Genomic DNA, 18,883 nt, shown 5'->3' on the forward strand with positions numbered 1-18,883 from the left:
TTACTGTCGGACTGCTTCCTATATTGATATTGCTATTTAAGAGGTTGATCGTTTAACATCGAGCATCTTTTCTGCTCTGGCTATAGGGGCCACTAATCTATGTTAGATAGTTTTATTTATATTTCAGATCTTGTTGGTGTGATCACTTGTGCCATTTCAGGCGTTTTAGTGGCCACGCGTTTGCGTATGGATCCCTTTGGTATACTTGTATTAGCCGGAGTGACGGGGATTGGTGGTGGAACCTTACGTGATATGATGATGGGCAGCACACCGGTTTTCTGGATAACAGATAATACCTATATATACGTTATCATTGTTACGGCGATTTTAAGTGTTTTCTTAATTAATAGAATTCACCGCTTTCCTGCTTACTTATTGCCGATATTTGACGCATTTGGTTTGTCTATTTTTACTATTATTGGCGCACAAAAAGCATTGATGTTTGGTTTTAGTGGTACCGTGGCTATTGTTATGGGCTGCATTACCGGTGTTGTCGGTGGTATGATTCGAGATATCTTAAGCGGGCAAATACCGTTTGTTCTTCAGAAAGAGGTCTATGCAACAGCTTCAATTTTAGGTGCTACATTATACGTTGTATGCGATTACATACAGTTAGGCAGTATATTATCGATGTCTATCGCCATGTTAGGTACCTTATCGTTGAGGTTATGCGCAATATACTTTCATCTTTCATTACCGGTTTTTGAGAGTGATAAATAAACACAGTTATTTGTTATTCTTTGAACAATTGTTTTGCCATCATAAACCTCAACTTGATAAACTTCGCGATATAAATATATTGTGAATATGCATGATTAATAGGGAAATAAATGGAAGTCGCAAATAGCTCTACACAATTAATTAATTGGTTTCGTAATTCTGCTCCATATATTAATGCCCACCGTCATAAAACATTTGTCTTAATGATCGGTGGTGAAGCATTAGAAACAGATAACTTTCAACACATCATTAATGATATTGCTTTATTAAATAGTTTGGGGGTGAAGCTGGTTTTAGTCCACGGCGTACGACCTCAAATACAAAAGCAACTCGATGTTCATGGTCACAGTAGCGAATTCCATAAAGACTTACGAATTACCGATGACCGAACATTATCCCTAATTAAACAAGCAGTAGGTGTTGTACAAATTCAACTTCAGGCTGGTTTGTCTATGGGGTTAGTGAACTCGCCAATGCAAGGCGCATCAATTCGCACGGTTATTAGTAATGTTGTGACAGCGCAACCTATTGGTGTTAAAGACGGCATTGATTTCTTACATGCAGGTAAGGTTAGACGTATTGATGTAGAGGGGATTCAATCTCAATTATCTTCTGGTGCAATCCCTATTATTTCACCATTAGGTTATTCAGTAACAGGCGAGGTCTTTAATTTATTAGCTGAAGATGTTGCACGACAAGTGGCTATTGATATTAAAGCAGATAAGCTCATTGGTTTTTGTTCTAACCAAGGTGTTTTGGATGAAAATGGTAAAGTTATTACCGAGCTACTCCCTGAGCAAGCACAAGTACATATTGATGCGATAGAGAAAGAGTCAGGTCAAGCTTCGGGGACATTACGCTTTTTAAGAGCGGCTGTTGCAGCTTGTAAAGCTGATGTGACACGTTGTCATTTAATTAGCTATTTTCAGGATGGGGCTTTATTAAAAGAGCTATTCACACGAGATGGTACAGGCTCTCAAATAGTTAAAGAAAGTTATGAGCAGATTCGTCCTGCTACCATTGATGATATTGGTGGCTTATTACAACTTATTGAACCTTTAGAAAAACAAGGGATTCTAGTTAAACGTTCTCGAGAATTATTAGAAAATGAAATTGAGTCATTTTTTATTGTAGAGCGTGACGGTATGGTAATAGGTTGTGCAGCTTTATACCCATTCATTAATGAAAAAATGGGGGAATTAGCTTGTTTAGTAAGTCACCCTAAATATAGAAGAGCAGCTCGTGCAGATAAGCTCGTTGAGCATGTTGAGCGTAAAGCTCGCTCTCTTGGTTTGGAGTCTATCTTTGTATTAACCACACAAAGTATTCATTGGTTTAGAGAGCGAGACTTCTCATTAGCTGAGATTAGCCAGTTACCGAAAGCCAAAAAAGAGATGTATAATTTAAAGCGAAACTCTAAGGTTTTAATTAAAAATATCGTATGGCCTCATTAACAGTATGTTAATTAAATTAAGTTTTAGCACTCATCTTAAACACTTCTCTCGTGCTTTGTTGGATAGAGTAGTACTTCCTGTCAAGCCACTGTCAATACTGTGTCTGCTTAGCTTATACCAAGCTAATGTTAGCGCTAAGGTTGAATACGTTGCAATTGGCACTGGTGGTTTAACCGGTGTTTATTATCCAACGGGGGGCGCTATTTGTTATTTAGTTAATCAAGTCAATAAAACAGATAACATTCGTTGCGAGATTAAAAGTACGCCTGGTTCAATTTATAATTTGAATGCGCTTAAAAGCAAAGATATTGATGTTGCTGTTGTGCAATCGGATTGGCAAAACCATGCATATTACGGCAGTACTATTTTTAAAGAGCAAGGACCATTTAAGAAACTAAGATCTTTATTTTCAGTTCATTCAGAACCTTTTACTGTCTTAGCAACAGAAGATGCCGATATTTCATTCTTCGAAGACATTAGAGGGAAGCGGGTTAATTTTGGTGTTGAGAATTCGGGGCAGCGTGCCACCATGGATGTTTTATTAGACCTATATGGATGGGATACCTCTGACTTTTCAGAAGTAACAGAATTAAGACCCAATGAGCAAGCACAAGCGTTATGCGATAAAAAAATTGATGTGATTGTTTATGTTGTAGGGCATCCAAACAGCTCTATTAAAGAAGCGACCAGCGCTTGTAATACAAAGTTGGTTAACGTTGAAGGTGAAAAAATAAATAAGCTTATTAATACCTACCCTTATTATGAGCCTGCAACGATTCCTGGGAATATTTATAAGGATAATCCTGAAGATACCAGTACCTTCGGTGTAGGTGCTACAGTAGTAACAACCAGTGATTTACCTGATGATGTCGCTTATCAAATGGTCAAGGCTGTATTTGAAAATCATGAGAAATTTTCTAAGCTACATCCTTCGTTTAAAGGGTTAACGAAAAAATCAATGGTAACAAAATACTTAACAGCTCCTTTGCACCCAGGTGCGCTTAAATATTATAAAGAGATAGGGTTGCTAGAATAAAAGATACAAAAAAAGCCTGCTTTATTAGCAGGCTTTTTTTATATGCTTTAAATTACTTATTAAGCTTATTTATTATTGTGTTTACAACACCCACCATCGACTGGTTCACCATACAAATATAAACTGTGGTTAGTCAATTTTATGCCGTATTTTTCTGCTATTAACGTTTGGCGTTCTTCAATAATTGGATCATTAAATTCAATTACTTCACCACATTTTAAACATACTAGATGATCATGATGTTCTTTATGAGTTAATTCAAATACTGACTTGCCACCTTCAAAATGGTGACGAGTAACAATCCCTGCATCATCGAACTGGTTTAATACGCGGTATACAGTTGCAACACCTACTTCATCACCTTGTTCTAGTAATTTTTTATATAGGTCTTCGGCGCTTAAATGTTGATTTTCTGGCAATTGTAATAAGCTCAGAATTTTTAAACGTGGTGATGTTACTTTTAAACCTGCTTGTTTAAGGGCTAAGTTTTCATTACTCATATTATGTCCTAAATGCTCTATGGTGAATTTAGTCAGCTAGCTCTGCTAAGCACATTTCATTATAAATTTGTTGTGACCATTCTTTTACGCGAGATGCGGTCAATTCTGGTTGGCGGTCTTCATCAATACCTAGGCCAATAAATGTATTGTCATCAACTAATGCTTTTGAAGCTTCAAAATCATAGCCTTCTGTTGGCCAGTTACCTACGATGATACCACCTTTACTTTCAACGATATCACCTAATTGGCCCATTGCATCTAAAAAGTATTCTGCATAATCTTCTTGGTCTCCACAACCAAAAATAGCAACAAGTTTGTCTGTGAAGTCAATATCTTCAAGATCAGGGAAAAAATCATCCCAGTCACATTGAGCTTCACCATAGTACCAAGTTGGGATACCGAATAAAATCAAACTAAATTCAGCGATCTCTTCTTTGCTGCTTTTAGCAATATCTTTTACTTCTACTAAATTGTTACCTAATTCTTTTTGTATCATTTTTGCAACAGCTTCAGTGTTACCTGTATCGCTACCAAAGAAAATACCTACGCTAGACATACTCTATACCTTAATTTATTTGATTTAACTGTGCGTGAAGGAGTTGGTTTATTAACTCGGCACGGCTTATAGATTGTGTTTCAGATAGCATGTTCAGTTTTTCAAATAACTCGCTATCTACTTTTAATTCGATTCGTTTTAAACCGTTTCTTTTATCTCGTTGCGTCTGCTTTTGCTTATTTATTTTAAGCTGCACTTGACGCGAATGAGGGTTGCTTTTGGGTCTGCCGCGACGAACCTCATTTGCAAATAAATCGCTTGTAATACGATCTGTTGATTCCTTTGCCATTTTAATACCTAACAACAATGCTGATTTTCATACTAACAAAGGCGTGTTTTCCTAAGTCTTGTATTCAATCATATAATTTCAAGATCTATTTTTAAATAAAACCAATGCACTCTAAAAATAATGTTGCTCAAATAACATTACGACTAAGTTTTAGTACACTATTTCTTATAAGAAATAAGTAAAGCAATAAAGTTCATTTCTTATAGAAATAACCGATTATTAGTTCATAGTCTGGGTAAAATAAAAGATGAAACTGAGATTAACTTTTTTGGGGCACGATGATCCGTGTTAGCCCAAGTCATTTCATCTTTCTATCAAACCTTAATACATTGTATTCTAATAATACTATCTAAATGTGACTAAAGCTTAGGCACACTTGATTTTAAGGGAGGAATAATAGCCGTTATCACCTATGTTTTCCATCTAAAATGAATAAACATGACGACAAAGTAAGCCTTTATTGAGCAAAAAAGCTGTTCACTAAGCGATTAAAAGTTTTTGCTTTTTCTGCATGTAACCAATGTCCAGTGCCATTAATCACTTTAAGTTTCGCAGCTGGGAATAACGCTTCTATTGACGAGTGGCTTGATGCCTCAATATAATCTGAAAGGCCACCTTTTATAAATAGCGTTGGTTTTGTATAGGTGCTTGTCTGATTTGGCCATGAGCGAATCGTGTCATAATTGTTTTGCAGATTATCTACATCATAAATAAATTGAAAACCTGCTTCACCACGTTGATATGATTTTAACAAGAACTGTCTAATTTCAGGTTCTTGCACATATTCAGCTAACACGCTATCTGCTGCAGTTCGGCTGCCTACCTCTGACGCTCTAACGGCTTGTAATCCTTGAAATACATTACTGTGTTTATCACTATGTGAAGCAGGGGCGATATCAGCAACGACTAATCGATTGACTCGTTCTGGGTGCATCAAGGCACATGTCATTGCTATTTTTCCGCCCATTGAGTGACCTAATACGGAAAAGGTATCAATATTTAATGTATCAGCAAGATTAATAATATCCTCTGCCATCTCATGGTAAGTCATTGAAACATTTCTTGGACTCTGACCGTGATTTCTTACGTCAACAAGGATCACATCAAAGGTTTTTTGCAATTCTTTTCCTAAACTCGAAAGGTTAGATAAACTGCCAAATAATCCGTGAATCATAAAAATAGTTTCATTTTTACCGTTCTCTTCATGTTTTTCTGATTGTTTAATTTGGTAATTTAGTAGCATAAACGCTCGTTTTAAGTAAAAATAAATAGAGTATCAAAGAATTACAATTATGCATTAAAGCTAAGCGTATTTACATAGTCATTAAATTGATTATGTTGTTTTTTAAATACGGGCTGCAAAAGTACAAAGTATATTAACGGGGCAAAAATGAAAACGATCGAAATAGAAGATGATCTATATAAGTATATTTTAAATAATATTGAAGCGTTTGGTGAAACGCCTTCACAGATACTTCGTCGTTTATTATCTTTACCGAGCACTCAAAATAATAACGAAGCACCACAAAGTGATAAAGTAGAAGTAATAAGAGATGAGGCTAACAAGTCAGACAATACTGCTGAGAATAAAAAAGTAGAAACATCTAATACGATTGATAGTCCAGATAATGTACATAAAAGTATAAGTGAGTTATTTGCCGATCCCGAGTTTAGCGCTGAGCCGATCATCACTAATAAATTTATGATGATGTTAACGACAATGTATTTTGAGAAAAAAGAAGCTTTTATTGAAGCAGCGGAAATCACGAAAGGTCGAACGCGTGCTTATTTGGGAACAAATTTAGAGGAATTACTTAATTCTGATAACGAAGAGGAGTTAGCGCAATTTAAGGCAAGTAAACCTAGAAATATTCCACAAACGCCTTTTTGGGTTATTACTAATGCAAATACAGGACGTAAACGAATTATTTTAACTCAGATGATGGCTTCTATGGCATATCCTCATCATTTGATTGCACGAATAAAAGAAGAAATTTAACCCATATTTTTTAGAATTTATTAATATAATCAGAGGTACTTATGGCAATTCATCCACGTGCTGGTCAACTGGCACAAGCAAGTGATTTAGTTGATATCCCGAAATTAGTTTCTGCTTACTATGTTAACCTTCCCGATGTAGAGGTTGCTAATCAACAAGTCGCTTTTGGTACTTCAGGGCATCGTGGTAGCTCACTAAACTATGCTTTTACTGAATTACATATTTTAGCGATTACACAGGCTTTGGCAGAGTACCGTAAGGAAAAAGGCTATACAGGCCCTGTTTTCATCGGTAAAGATACGCATGCCTTATCCGAACCTGCTTTTATTTCAGCAGTGCAAGTTCTGGTTGAGAATGGTATTAAAGTTATTGTTCAAAAAGGTGGTGGCTATACACCAACACCTGTTATTTCTCATGCTATTTTGCAATATAACAAAGCACATCCTGATGCATTAGCGGACGGCATTGTTATTACGCCTTCTCACAACCCGCCTGAAGATGGTGGCTTTAAGTACAACCCGCCAAATGGTGGCCCTGCCGATAGCGATGTCACTAAAATCATTCAAGACCGTGCTAATGAAATATTAAATGATAATTATGATGATATTTTACAAGCTGACTTTGATGAGGCAATGCAATCAGATTTAGTAGAAGAATACGATTATATTCAACCTTACGTTGATGACCTGAAAAATGTTTTAGATGTAGAAGCCATTGCAAAATCAGGTATTACTATTGGTGTTGATACTCTGGGTGGTTCAGGCGTCGCTTACTGGCCTGTTATTGCCGAGACCTATGGTATTAATATTGAAGTGGTGAATGATCGTGTTGACCCTACCTTCTCATTCATGACGTTAGATAAAGATGGCAAAATCCGTATGGATTGCTCTTCACCTTATGCAATGGCTGGATTAATTAAATTAAAAGATAAATTTGATGTGGCTGTAGCAAATGACCCTGACTATGACCGTCATGGCATTGTGACTAAATCATCGGGGTTATTAAATCCTAACCATTACCTTGCAGTTGCTATTAATTACCTATTTACACACCGTAGTGAATGGCCAGATAAAGCAATTGTGGGTAAAACACTTGTTTCAAGCTCAATGATTGATCGTGTTGTTAATGAACTTGGCCGTGATATGTCAGAAGTACCTGTTGGCTTTAAATGGTTTGTTGATGGTTTATTTGATGGTAGTTTCGGTTTTGGTGGTGAAGAAAGTGCTGGCGCTTCTTTCCTTCGTAAAGATGGTAGCGTATGGAGTACTGACAAAGATGGGATTATCCTTGCTTTATTAGCTGCTGAAATTATTGCTGTTACTAACAAAGATCCTGGTGAACATTATGCTGAGTTCGTGGCTAAGTTTGGTGCGCCGGTTTATCAACGTTTTGATGCGCCTGCTTCCCCTGAGCAGAAGAAAGTACTCGCTAACTTAAGCCCTGAAATGGTGGAAGCTGAAACATTAGCAGGTGAAGCGATTACCGCTAAATTAACTCATGCACCAGGTAATGGTGCTGCTATTGGTGGCTTGAAAGTGACCACTGAAAATGGCTGGTTTGCTGCTCGCCCATCAGGTACTGAAAATATTTATAAAATATATTCAGAATCTTTTAAAGGTGATGAGCACATTGCTCTTATTCAAAAAGAAGCACAAGAAATTGTAGCTGAAGCATTTTCTAAAGCGGGTTTATAACAATAAGTACGATAAATTAAGCAAGGTTTTTGCCTTGCTTAATTTTTATTCACTCTTCTTACGTGCAATTCAACTTTTCTTCCTACTACTTAAAAACTTCAATTGAGCTTTGTTTTTAAAAAGCTTTTTTATATCTATTTAGTGTTACATGTGGTTTGTGCCTGTTATATAAGGAAGTTTCACCATTTTAGTTGATTATTATCATATAAAATACTTTTTAAAAGTTTGCTAGTAGAGATGTTTTTTGGTATTTTTTTGATGGCTTTCTTTTTTTATGATGAATATTTTGTAGCGTATTTTTTATTATCAATGAATAAAAAATACCCTAATTTGTTTGGTATTTAACCCAATCTATACTTATATAGGTCTTATTATGGCGACTAAAAAAATGAATAAAAAAACGGAATCAGTAGCAGTGCCTTCAGTTACTTGCGCTGAAATGCAACAGGGAATTATCGATCGCTTACATAAGGGGCTAGCTACCGATAAAAATAAGGCAAATAACAAAGCATGGTGGAATGCGACTTGTTTAGCTGTTAACGAATTAGTTTTCGAAAAATTAACAAAAACCCACCATAATCATGCAGGGAAAGATACGCGTGCTGTTAACTACTTATCACTTGAATTTTTAATGGGGCGTTTGTTATCTAATAACTTACAAAACTTGCAAGTTTTTAAGGTAACAGAAGAAGCATTAAAAGGTCTTGGAAAGGACCTGTATGAGTTATGCGATGAAGAGCCTGATATGGCTTTAGGTAATGGTGGGTTAGGGCGCTTAGCCGCTTGCTTTATTGATTCATTAGCGACATTAGGTTATCCAGCGATTGGCTATGGTATTCATTATGAACATGGCTTATTTAAACAAGAGTTTCAAGATGGTCGTCAAATAGAGCGACCTGATACATGGAGAGAATACGGTAATCCATGGGAGATTTGTCGTCCTGAATCGATTCAATTGATCCCATTATATGGCTATGTTGAAACATTATATGACCCTACTGAGGGCGCTAAAAAAATATGGCATGCAGGCCAGAAACTAAAAGGGGTTCCATGGGATATTCCGATTGTTGGCTATGGTGCAAAAACTGTTAACATTTTAAGGTTATGGGAAAGTCGTGCTTCTGAAGCATTTGATTGGGATGTATTTAATGCTGGTGGTTATGTTGACTCGCAAGCTGAGAAATCAAGAGCTGAAACCGTATCAAAAGTACTTTATCCAAATGATTCGACGGATGCTGGTAAAGAGTTACGTCTAATTCAACAATACTTTTTTTGTGCTTGTTCTGTTAAAGATATTTTACGCCGTTTTAAACGTGCAAATAGTGATTGGAATGAATTACCTAAAAAAGTAGCGATTCAATTAAATGATACTCATCCTACTATGGCTATCCCTGAATTAATGCGTATTTTAATTGATCTGGAAGGACTAGATTGGGATTTCGCTTGGGATATCTGTCAAAAAACTTTTGCTTACACAAACCATACCTTGTTACCTGAAGCACTAGAGAAATGGTCTGTTGGATTGTTCGAAAAAGTATTACCGCGTCACTTAGAGATTATCTATGAAATTAATGCTCAATTCTTGAAGAATGTCGTTGAGAAAAAATGGCCGGGAGATGATCAAAAGAAAGCCAAGTTATCGATTATTGAAGAGTCTGATAACCGCATGGTACGAATGGCAAACTTATGTGTTATTACCGCTTATAAAGTAAATGGCGTTGCTGCTGTCCACTCTGAATTAGTCAAAACAGATTTGTTCCCTGAGTTTCATGAGTTATTCCCAACTAAACTGGTCAACGTGACAAATGGTGTTACACCACGTCGTTGGTTAAAAACTTGTAACCCAGGGTTAGCAACGTTATTGGATGAAACCATTGGCGATGATTGGGTGCTTAATTTAGATAAACTAAAAGGTATTTTACCAAAAGCAACAGATAGCAAATTCCAACAACGCTTTATGGATATTAAAAAGCAAAATAAAGTGGAGATGGCAAAAATAATCAAAGAAACAACGGGTGTTGAAGTGTCTGTGGACGCTATTTTTGATGTACAAATTAAACGTTTACATGAATATAAACGCCAACAACTTAATTTGATTCATATTTTAACACTTTATAAACGTTTACTTGAAAATCCTGATTACGATATGGTGCCGCGTGTCTTTTTATTCGGCGCGAAAGCAGCACCTGGTTACCACATGGCCAAAGAAATTATATTCGCACTGAATAAAATAGCTGACAAAGTAAATAACGATACTCGCATTAAAGATAAGTTGAAGGTTGTCTTTTTACCTAACTATCGTGTTTCTTTAGCTGAAAAAATGTTCCCTGCGGCTGATATTTCTGAACAAATTTCAACGGCTGGTTTAGAGGCTTCAGGGACAGGTAACATGAAATTTTCGCTTAATGGCGCATTGACTGTAGGTACTATGGACGGTGCAAATATTGAGATGGCTGAAGAGATTGGTGAACAGCATATGTTTATCTTTGGTCTCAGTGTTGACGAAGTTAAAGATTTAAAAACAAAAGGTTATAAACCTTATGACTATTACTATAATAATCCTGAGTTAAAATCAGTGTTAGATTGGTTAGATAGTGACTTCTTTACACCTGGGCACCCTGGGCTATTATCTGATATTAAACGTAGTTTATTAGAGTGGGGCGATGAATATTTATGTCTTGCTGATTATGCTTCTTATCTTGAAGCACATCAGAAGATTGATGCGTTATATAGAGATCAAGCTGCTTGGGCTGAAAAGGCAATCTTAAATGCAGGAGCAATGGGTAAATTTAACTCAGACCGTTCAATCGAAGATTATGCAAGCAAAATTTGGAAATTGAAAAAATTTCCAATCGCTTAATGATTTAAATCATTAAAAGGTAAAAGGCGACGCATAATGTGTCGCCTTTTTTATTTAAAGCAGGCTACAATCTACCTTATTGTTAAACAGAATATGAGGTCATTATGCTTTCTCAAAAAACATCTCCAACCCAACAAACAACTGAAAATGATGTTTGCGACGCATGCGGTACTATTGTTGAATTAGGCAGTGTTATTGCGGAAGGTGATACGGTACTTGTGTTACCTTTCACTGGCGCAGATAAAACCAGTGTTAAGGCTTTAACTGAAAAATATATTACAGCAGCTAAAACACGCTTTCCTGATGTTATTACTAATGTCGAGTATCAAGAAGTAGATGGTACGGTACAAGGGAAACTGACATTACAATTTGACTGCACAGCTGAAAAATTCATTTTTGAAATGGGCTTGAGTGCGATTTAATGGCTTTTTAGGAGCTATTTTATATAGCTCCTGTTCCATATTTAAGATTATTTTCCCTGTTATTCAAAACTTCATTTCTTGTTTTTCTGCTTAATCGTTATACTTAACACCTACAAACATTATTTTGACTATTTTTACGTTTTTGGAGCATACATTGCTAATTAAAGATTTACCCATTGATCAGCGTTTGATCACTTCCGTTTCACATTTAGGTTTTACTGAAACAACACAAATTCAAGCTGATGCGATTCCAGTGGCTATCGCTGGTAAAGATCTTTTAGCCTCTTCTAAAACAGGATCTGGTAAAACGCTCGCTTATCTTTTACCGGCAATGCAACGCGTTTTAAAAAGTAGAGCGCTGACTCGTCGCGATCCACGAGTATTAATTCTTACTCCGACTCGTGAGCTTGCTAAACAGGTTTATGCACAATTACGTTTACTAGTGTCTAATACAAGTGTTAAATCTATTCTAGTGTTAGGTGGTGAAAACTTTAATGATCAAGTAAAAGCAATTGATAAAGACCCGCACTTTATTGTTGGTACGCCTGGTCGAATTGTCGATCATGTGAAAAAAGGTCTTCTACACTTACCGGGTTTAGAGCTATTAATTCTAGATGAAGCAGATCGTATGTTGGATTTAGGTTTTGCAGAGCAGTTAACAGCGATTAACGAAGCAGCCAATCACCGTTTACGTCAAACATTAATGTTTTCGGCAACCTTAGGTCATGGCGAAGTTAATGAATTTGCTGGGCATCTATTAAAATCACCTATTCGTATTGCCGTGGGCGAAGAGAATCAACAGCACAGTGAAATCACTCAACGTTTTTACTTGGCTGATAATCTGAATCAAAAAGAGAAGTTATTATTTCACTTTTTAAAAGAAGAGAAGATCAATCAAGCTATTATCTTTACAGCAACACGTGCTGATACAGAGCGTTTAAGTGCCATTTTAATTGAGAAAGGCATGTTAGCGGCTGCATTACACGGAGACTTGTCTCAAGCGAACCGTAATAAGATTATGGATTCATTCTCTCGTGGTAAACAGAAAATTTTGGTGACCACTGATATCGCTTCACGTGGCTTAGATTTAGTGCATGTTAGTCATGTTTTAAACTTTGATATTCCAAAGCATACTGAAGAATACATACACCGTATTGGTCGAACAGGTCGTGCTGGTGAGTTAGGTGATGCAATCTCGATCATCGGTCCAAAAGATTGGAATAACTTTAAAAAAGTAGAAAGCTTTGTTGCTCAAAAGATTAGCTTTGATAAGGTAGAGGGCATTAATCCTAAGTTTAAAGGATTAAAACCAGCACCGAAGAAGGTGTTTAAAGCGAAAAAAGTAGTGGCTGAGAAGCATAAGCCTGCGGTTAAAAAAGCCAGAGTAAGTAATAAAAAACAAGAAAATGTTTTCCATGAATCAATCGATGTTGGTGCGGCACCGATGCGCCGTAAAAAACGCGTTATTATTGATGATTCAGAAGATTAATCATTAACTTATTATAAATTTATTATTCTGCCCCGCTGAGCGATCACCGGGGCTTTTTTTGATCTTTTTTACCCATAGAAAGGTATTAAAACTGATAATACTAATCAAGAGATTTAGTTGCTTAAATAAGTGATTGCTCGGTTGTATGTTTGTAATATGAAAGCAAATTTATATTAATTCCTATTTGAAACCGAGACTTTTTCTGAACAAAGAAAAGGTAGTTTTTTGAATGTAATCAATAAAACTTTAGAGGTGAAATGATGGATATTAATAAAATGAAAAAACGTCATCTGTTACAGGTATTTGAATTAATCACTAGAAAAGGCGATAAATTCGATAGTGTGTACACATATAATGACATTTCTGCTTCTCAAGATCTTGACGGTTATACGTGCTGGTTATCTTTTAAAGATTTAACTGTGACGTTACTTTTCCACGGTGCTTATGATTTAGATTATCAAAGCGATGAAACCTTAAAGATCTTCTTTAAAAAAATAGCTAATTTATTAGAGAAGTAAGCTATTAATTTGAAGACTCTTTTAATCATCAGATAAGTTGTTAATCATGAATACATTGAATCCAAATGAAGTTGAAAAGTTTCAGGCAATGGCTAATGAGTGGTGGGATCCGCAAGGTAAGTTTAAGCCATTACATCAATTAAACCCAACTCGTCTTGAGTATATTACAAGTAAAATTGCTTCAACTTATCATAGAGATGTTGCAGAACAGCTGCCTTTTAAAGGCTTGCGCTTATTGGATATCGGTTGTGGCGGTGGATTATTAAGTGAACCTATGGCGACTCTTGGTGCTGAAGTGTTGGGAGCAGATGCAGCGCCCAATAATATACAGGTTGCTCAGTTACACGCTCAACAAACCGGTTTAACGATAGATTACAGGCATACATTAGCTGAACATTTATTAGAAGAGGGTGAACAGTTTGATGTAATACTTAATATGGAAGTTATTGAGCATGTTGCTAACCCGAATCTTTTCTTAGAGGCCTGTGGACGCTTATTAAAACCCGGTGGATTAATGATCTGTTCGACCATTAATCGCAATATTAAAAGTTATATTGTCGCTATCTTCGGTGCTGAAAGAGTGATGCGTTGGTTACCCGTTGGGACTCATCAATGGCAGCAATTTATTAAACCAGTAGAGTTACAAGGGATGGTTGAGCAGGCCAATCTAACGTTAATTGAGCAACAAGGTTTTGTATTTAACTTATTGAATTGGCGTTGGTCTATTTCAGCAAAAAACCTCTCGGTTAACTATGTTATGAGTATTAAAAAACCGATAGACTCAATAGATAAAAAAGATTATTCCTTAGTTCGCGAATAAGCTATATTTCAGTTAGTTATTTAGACTTTACAAGATAAACTAATTATTGATTACATTAGTTAACAGACGAAAAATTAAGTAATCACTTTAACTTTGATCTCCATGCATACAAGCTAGGTTATATCACTTCATACTGTCAATTTAAGTGCTCAAAAAAGGAGCTAAATGTGTCACGTTTCTCAGCTATAACAGATAATCCCCATGAAGGGCGGTTCAATCAAAAAACAGGCATTCTACTTACTAACTTAGGTAGTCCAGATCACCCCTCAACCAAAGCTGTACGTACCTATTTAAGAGAGTTTTTATCGGATAGACGTATCGTTGAGATCCCGCGTCTTATTTGGATGATTATTTTGCATGGTATTGTATTGAGAGTAAGGCCTAAAAAGTCAGCTAAGCTATACGAAAGTATTTGGACTGAAAATGGTTCTCCGCTGACTCATATTACGGAATTACAGCGTGATAAATTAAATGCTTTATTAAAACAAAAAGGTTATCAAGATACTGAAGTAGTGATGAGCATGCGTTATGGTAATCCATCAATAGAATCAGGGTTAAAAGCATTACGTGAGAAAGGTTATACGCGCATTGTGGTATTACCTTTATATCCTCAATATTCTAGTCCAACGGTCGGCTCAACATTTGATGCGGTCGCTAAAGTATTACAAACATGGCGCTGGGTACCAGAATTACATTTTATTAATGGCTACCATAAAAATACACATTATATTGACTCTTTAGCCAACAGTATTAAAGAAGACTTACAAAAAAATGGAACTCCACAAAAAATTGTCTTCTCTTATCATGGTATGCCTAAATTATTTTTAGATAATGGTGACCCTTATTATTGCCTATGTTTACAAACTACACGCTTAGTCGTAGAGAAGCTTAACTTAGATGAAAGTTTAGTGATCAGTACTTTCCAAAGTCGTTTTGGTAAAGCTGAATGGTTAAAGCCTTATACAGATGCAACATTAGAAAGTCTTCCTGAACAAGGGGTGAAAGATATCGCGATTATTAGCCCTGCTTTTAGTGCTGATTGTTTAGAAACACTAGAAGAGTTAGAGTCAGAAAATAGAGAAATATTTGAACAAGCTGGCGGTGAAAAATACCGTTATATTGCAGCATTAAATGATCGTGATGATCATATTGATGCGATATTTGAGGTGCTAAAACCTAATTTATAATTATTGTTAATGCTGCCACTTAGAATAGATACAAAAATGCCCCGTTAAACAGTGTTTAACGGGGCATTTTTATTAGGCATTAGCTATTATTTTATAGCGTCTCTTGTGATTTTGTATCAGCTGCTGTTTGGCTTTGTTCTTGGTAAGCATCAGTACCCCATAGCGGCACTGTAGAAAGGCTATGCTTAAAGCTACCAGAGGTTTCTTTAGTAGAGTAAGAAACATACATCAGCGTTTGGTTTTCAGTATCCAAAATACGACGGATTTTCATATTTTTAAAGAAAATACTTTTAGACTTTTTAAATACCACGTCGCCAGATTTACTTTTATCGATACTTGCAATCATAGCCGTTGTTATTGGTCCAGTTTGACGACAAGCAATAGCACTATCACTTGGATCTGAGAAGCTCAAATCAGCTTCAATTGAAGCAATGTGACAAGTAACACCAGGTACTAGCGGATCTTTTAAGATATTAAGTTTGATATCTTGTGTTGTAAATAATCCTAAGCTGACATCACCCACTTCATCTTGAGAGCATCCTCGTAGTACAAAGAAACCGACAACTAACACTACGACTATAATCACAGCCATTTTTATTTTTTTTAACATTTGTATTCCTTTATTTTTTGAAATCCCAAGATAAGTTAGATACTAACTGGCATTGGTCACATTTAAAATCAAAAATATCAAATAATGGCGCTTTTAATTTCCAGTCTCCACCGCAACTCGGGCAAGGCCTGTTTTGTTCTTCTTGTAGTGATTTTCCAGCAACACGGTATAAATAATAATAAGTAGGGACCTTAGTGATATATTGAATTCGTTTACATAGGTTAGTACCTCGATAAAAGAATTTGCTATCCACTTCTCCTAACTCTTTTAAGGCCGCACTGGAAACGGCAGAGCCATTCATTTGTAACTCGTCTAAATTAACCCACTCTTCTTGCCATTTAATCGCGCTCTTTCGGTCCCCATTACTTATCTCTTCTGGTGTGCGATATAAAGGGATAGGTAACAAGGTTTCACCACAACGTATTGGTGAGCAAGTGTCTAAAAAGGTCGTGTATAAAATTTGCCAGCTTGGCGAAAAATCAGGTGCACATTCGAGTGAATTTAAATCTTCTGCAATGGTTTTTATCTTAGGTGCTAACAATCCTGCGTTAGTTAACCCATCTAGAGCATGTGTCACTTGTGGGCTATTAAATTGCTCATGTAAACTATGCTCTTCAGGACAAACTAAACGTGTTGTGAAAATAGCGCCTTGCATGGCAACAGGGAATTCTCTTCCAAGTATTTGACCATTATAACGCAGCATATCTAGGTAGTTATTAATGGCACGTTCTACGGCAGCATATTGTGTGTCTTGGTAACATTCAAAGCTTAACTCTTTTATAAACACTGTTAATCTTCCGCCGTATTTGTTTTTATCACTTCACTTTGTAGTACTTTAATCTGTTTTTTTAACTCATCTATCTCTTTTTTTAGTGGTGCGACTAATTCTGTTATACGGCTTTCAATAAGCTCATCGATACTGCCCGTTGTTCGTTCGATACTAGCGCCTGTTAGCGCAGGTTCGGTAGGCGTATCTATTTTTTTATTGGGATTCTCTTGCCACATTTTTAAACCTTGAATGATGGTGGGTAGTGGCGTGTTTTTAGGTAAACGTGCTTTGATTAAACTAGTATTAGGTGTTTTACCTTCTTTTACTAATTGTTGAGCAATTAAAATAATACGATCCATGAAGTGGCCTTTAATAGGAAGATGGTTGATCGTCAACCATACGATAAACAGGTAAATTAAAACGTGGCTTAACTAAACCTTGTAAAGTTAATATGCCTTGGTAGTTATTATCGCCATCACTGCTAAATTCAAACACAAAACTTGCTTGTAGGAACTCACTGCCTAATTTCAAGTTAAAACGAGATCGAGCAAAAGACAGCAGCTGCAAGTCTAGTTTATGGCAGTGTGCTTCTGTTAATTTTTTAGCTAGCTCTGATTGTTGTCGTAACTTCCAGATGGTTGTACCGACTAACACCATTAGCAGAATAAATAATAGATCCCAAATCATTATATTGATTGTCCTTAAGTGGTTTGTTTCAACCCAGAAAACAGTAGACCAATAGCTTGCGATAAGGCTGGAGATCGCGCTGTTAAACGTAATTGTTTTAATACTTTTTCACGTAACGAGGGTATTGCAACCAGGTCTGCAAATAGCTGTGGAAATAATGCTTGTTGGTGTGTCGCTAACGCTTCAAAGTAACGATTTAATAATGTTTCATCTTGTAATTGTATCCAACAACGCCCGGCGATTGTGATGTACCAATCTGCTTCATGTAATAGTGCTGTAGAGAACTGTTCATTGAGTAATTGTTTTGTTAAATCTTGATCATTTGCACTGGCAATGGCTCTAAGCAATAAAATAGCCGTAGTTGTTTGTCCAAGTTGCAAACGTTGATGCGCTTGCTCTATTATTTTTGTTGCTAATTCATGATTAATATTGCTTTGGTTTTCTAAACACAGGCAAAGCGTTTGTAAAGGTTGCTCAGGTAATACAGGTAAAGCCGCTATTATTTTTTTCTGATTATCACCGTGGTCTAAGCGAGCAGCGACATCTGCAAAACCTTGAAAACCAAGCGTTTGCCAATCATCACTATCTAACGAGCCTGAAAGGTAACCTTGCACAGCGGGATAAAATGATGAAGCAGGGCGTACAAACACGCTATTCATATTGGCATTAAAAATTGCTAGCTTTTCTGCGCTTGGCTTAAACACAAAAGGATTACTGGCTAGGCGCTCCTGGGTTTTGTCACTGACGTCGGCAGTTAAGTTTTCTCCCATGGCTTCTACTACCATTCGAATAAAGCTAGTTTGAGCGGTTATTTTCATTAACCCTTGCTCGTCTAAGGGCATTTTTAAAAACCACACAAAATGTTCTTTTTGAGCTGCTACTTGCCAGAAGGTTAAAGCGATGAAAGCATGTTGCTGAATAGGGTAAGGGTAGGCTTGCTGATTGTTGGCGACTGCTTGGAATTCGCTGTTATCTATTTTTTGCACAATTCGGCCTAAATCATATACATGAAATTGGCATTGGGCTTGTTCTAAAAAATCAGTCAGGGTATTCATGCTCATAAAAACTATCTTTATTTATTAATGGTGTGAGGATTATATACAGGTATCAGTAAGACCTCTATATGGTGATGCAAACTCTCGAGTTTTTATCGTCTTATAGAGGCTAGAAATGTGTTTAATTGCTAGCTAATAGTGGTGTTGTTAAGGGAATTTTATCTATTAATGGTGTGAGGATTATATACAGGTATCAGTAAGACCTCTATATGGTGATG

20 protein-coding genes are annotated in these 18,883 nt (G+C 36.4%); 11 read left to right on the top strand and 9 right to left on the bottom strand.

Annotated elements, in window-relative coordinates; all coding sequences use genetic code 11:
- Nucleotides 1–99 precede the first annotated feature (99 nt).
- The 3 genes from V6256_RS10655 to V6256_RS10665 all read left to right on the top strand — a co-directional run bounded on the left by V6256_RS10655 (nucleotide 100) and on the right by V6256_RS10665 (nucleotide 3,210).
- Nucleotides 100–720 (top strand): trimeric intracellular cation channel family protein, encoded by a 621-nt coding sequence (locus tag V6256_RS10655; protein ID WP_341598193.1) that lies wholly within the window; start codon nucleotides 100–102, stop codon nucleotides 718–720.
- A gap of 110 nt (nucleotides 721–830) precedes the next feature.
- Entirely contained in the window at nucleotides 831–2,174 is a 1,344-nt protein-coding gene (gene argA, locus V6256_RS10660) for an amino-acid N-acetyltransferase (RefSeq protein WP_341598194.1), read from the top strand.
- A gap of 4 nt (nucleotides 2,175–2,178) precedes the next feature.
- Nucleotides 2,179–3,210 (top strand): TAXI family TRAP transporter solute-binding subunit, encoded by a 1,032-nt coding sequence (locus V6256_RS10665; protein WP_341598195.1) that lies wholly within the window; start codon nucleotides 2,179–2,181, stop codon nucleotides 3,208–3,210.
- Nucleotides 3,211–3,275: 65 nt separating this feature from the next.
- On the opposite strand, the gene fur is transcribed toward V6256_RS10665, so the two are convergent.
- From fur to V6256_RS10685, 4 genes are all read right to left on the bottom strand, one after another.
- Nucleotides 3,276–3,710, bottom strand: a complete 435-nt coding sequence (fur, locus tag V6256_RS10670) for a ferric iron uptake transcriptional regulator (protein WP_341598196.1) — start codon at nucleotides 3,708–3,710, stop codon at nucleotides 3,276–3,278.
- A 28-nt stretch (nucleotides 3,711–3,738) separates the two neighbouring features.
- On the bottom strand, nucleotides 3,739–4,266 hold the full coding sequence (gene fldA / locus V6256_RS10675) for a flavodoxin FldA (RefSeq protein WP_341598197.1): 528 nt from the start codon (nucleotides 4,264–4,266) through the stop codon (nucleotides 3,739–3,741).
- A gap of 10 nt (nucleotides 4,267–4,276) precedes the next feature.
- The gene (gene ybfE / locus V6256_RS10680) at nucleotides 4,277–4,555 is read right to left on the bottom strand and encodes a LexA regulated protein (protein ID WP_341598198.1); all 279 of its coding nucleotides are present in this window, start codon (nucleotides 4,553–4,555) and stop codon (nucleotides 4,277–4,279) included.
- A gap of 457 nt (nucleotides 4,556–5,012) precedes the next feature.
- Complete coding sequence (locus V6256_RS10685) at nucleotides 5,013–5,798, bottom strand: alpha/beta fold hydrolase (RefSeq protein WP_341598199.1); 786 nt, start codon at nucleotides 5,796–5,798, stop codon at nucleotides 5,013–5,015.
- A 147-nt stretch (nucleotides 5,799–5,945) separates the two neighbouring features.
- Between V6256_RS10685 and V6256_RS10690 the strand changes: the two genes are divergently transcribed.
- From V6256_RS10690 to hemH, 8 genes are all read left to right on the top strand, one after another.
- On the top strand, nucleotides 5,946–6,554 hold the full coding sequence (locus tag V6256_RS10690; RefSeq protein ID WP_341598200.1) for a replication initiation regulator SeqA: 609 nt from the start codon (nucleotides 5,946–5,948) through the stop codon (nucleotides 6,552–6,554).
- Nucleotides 6,555–6,595: 41 nt separating this feature from the next.
- Nucleotides 6,596–8,248, top strand: a complete 1,653-nt coding sequence (gene pgm / locus V6256_RS10695) for a phosphoglucomutase (alpha-D-glucose-1,6-bisphosphate-dependent) (RefSeq protein WP_341598201.1) — start codon at nucleotides 6,596–6,598, stop codon at nucleotides 8,246–8,248.
- A gap of 373 nt (nucleotides 8,249–8,621) precedes the next feature.
- A complete protein-coding gene (locus tag V6256_RS10700) occupies nucleotides 8,622–11,108 on the top strand; it encodes a glycogen/starch/alpha-glucan phosphorylase (RefSeq protein WP_341598202.1) in 2,487 nt (828 codons plus the stop codon).
- 104 nt (nucleotides 11,109–11,212) lie between these two features.
- Entirely contained in the window at nucleotides 11,213–11,530 is a 318-nt protein-coding gene (locus V6256_RS10705; RefSeq protein WP_341598203.1) for a DUF406 family protein, read from the top strand.
- 154 nt (nucleotides 11,531–11,684) lie between these two features.
- On the top strand, nucleotides 11,685–13,019 hold the full coding sequence (locus V6256_RS10710; RefSeq protein WP_341598204.1) for a DEAD/DEAH box helicase: 1,335 nt from the start codon (nucleotides 11,685–11,687) through the stop codon (nucleotides 13,017–13,019).
- Nucleotides 13,020–13,276: 257 nt separating this feature from the next.
- Entirely contained in the window at nucleotides 13,277–13,537 is a 261-nt protein-coding gene (locus tag V6256_RS10715; protein ID WP_341598205.1) for a DUF3081 family protein, read from the top strand.
- A gap of 46 nt (nucleotides 13,538–13,583) precedes the next feature.
- Nucleotides 13,584–14,357: a bifunctional 2-polyprenyl-6-hydroxyphenol methylase/3-demethylubiquinol 3-O-methyltransferase UbiG gene (gene ubiG, locus V6256_RS10720; RefSeq protein WP_341598206.1), complete on the top strand. Its 774-nt coding sequence runs from the start codon at nucleotides 13,584–13,586 to the stop codon at nucleotides 14,355–14,357.
- Between the two features lie 167 nt (nucleotides 14,358–14,524).
- Nucleotides 14,525–15,544 carry a ferrochelatase gene (gene hemH, locus V6256_RS10725; protein WP_341598207.1) on the top strand — a complete coding sequence of 340 codons (1,020 nt, stop codon included), beginning with the start codon at nucleotides 14,525–14,527 and terminating at the stop codon, nucleotides 15,542–15,544.
- A gap of 91 nt (nucleotides 15,545–15,635) precedes the next feature.
- On the opposite strand, the gene V6256_RS10730 is transcribed toward hemH, so the two are convergent.
- From V6256_RS10730 to V6256_RS10750, 5 genes are read right to left on the bottom strand one after another with little or no spacing between them, the layout of a single operon-like run.
- Nucleotides 15,636–16,136, bottom strand: a complete 501-nt coding sequence (locus tag V6256_RS10730) for a CreA family protein (protein ID WP_341598212.1) — start codon at nucleotides 16,134–16,136, stop codon at nucleotides 15,636–15,638.
- Nucleotides 16,137–16,164: 28 nt separating this feature from the next.
- Entirely contained in the window at nucleotides 16,165–16,941 is a 777-nt protein-coding gene (locus tag V6256_RS10735) for a Zn-ribbon-containing protein (protein ID WP_341598208.1), read from the bottom strand.
- 2 nt (nucleotides 16,942–16,943) lie between these two features.
- A complete protein-coding gene (locus V6256_RS10740) occupies nucleotides 16,944–17,282 on the bottom strand; it encodes a hypothetical protein (RefSeq protein WP_341598209.1) in 339 nt (112 codons plus the stop codon).
- A 10-nt stretch (nucleotides 17,283–17,292) separates the two neighbouring features.
- Nucleotides 17,293–17,610: a DUF3301 domain-containing protein gene (locus V6256_RS10745; protein ID WP_341598210.1), complete on the bottom strand. Its 318-nt coding sequence runs from the start codon at nucleotides 17,608–17,610 to the stop codon at nucleotides 17,293–17,295.
- Between the two features lie 14 nt (nucleotides 17,611–17,624).
- Nucleotides 17,625–18,671 (bottom strand): DUF3549 family protein, encoded by a 1,047-nt coding sequence (locus V6256_RS10750; protein ID WP_341598211.1) that lies wholly within the window; start codon nucleotides 18,669–18,671, stop codon nucleotides 17,625–17,627.
- Nucleotides 18,672–18,883 lie beyond the last annotated feature (212 nt).

The sequence above is a fragment of the Psychromonas aquatilis genome (assembly GCF_038155185.1).
In the GTDB taxonomy this organism is placed as follows: Bacteria; Pseudomonadota; Gammaproteobacteria; order Enterobacterales; family Psychromonadaceae; genus Psychromonas; species Psychromonas aquatilis.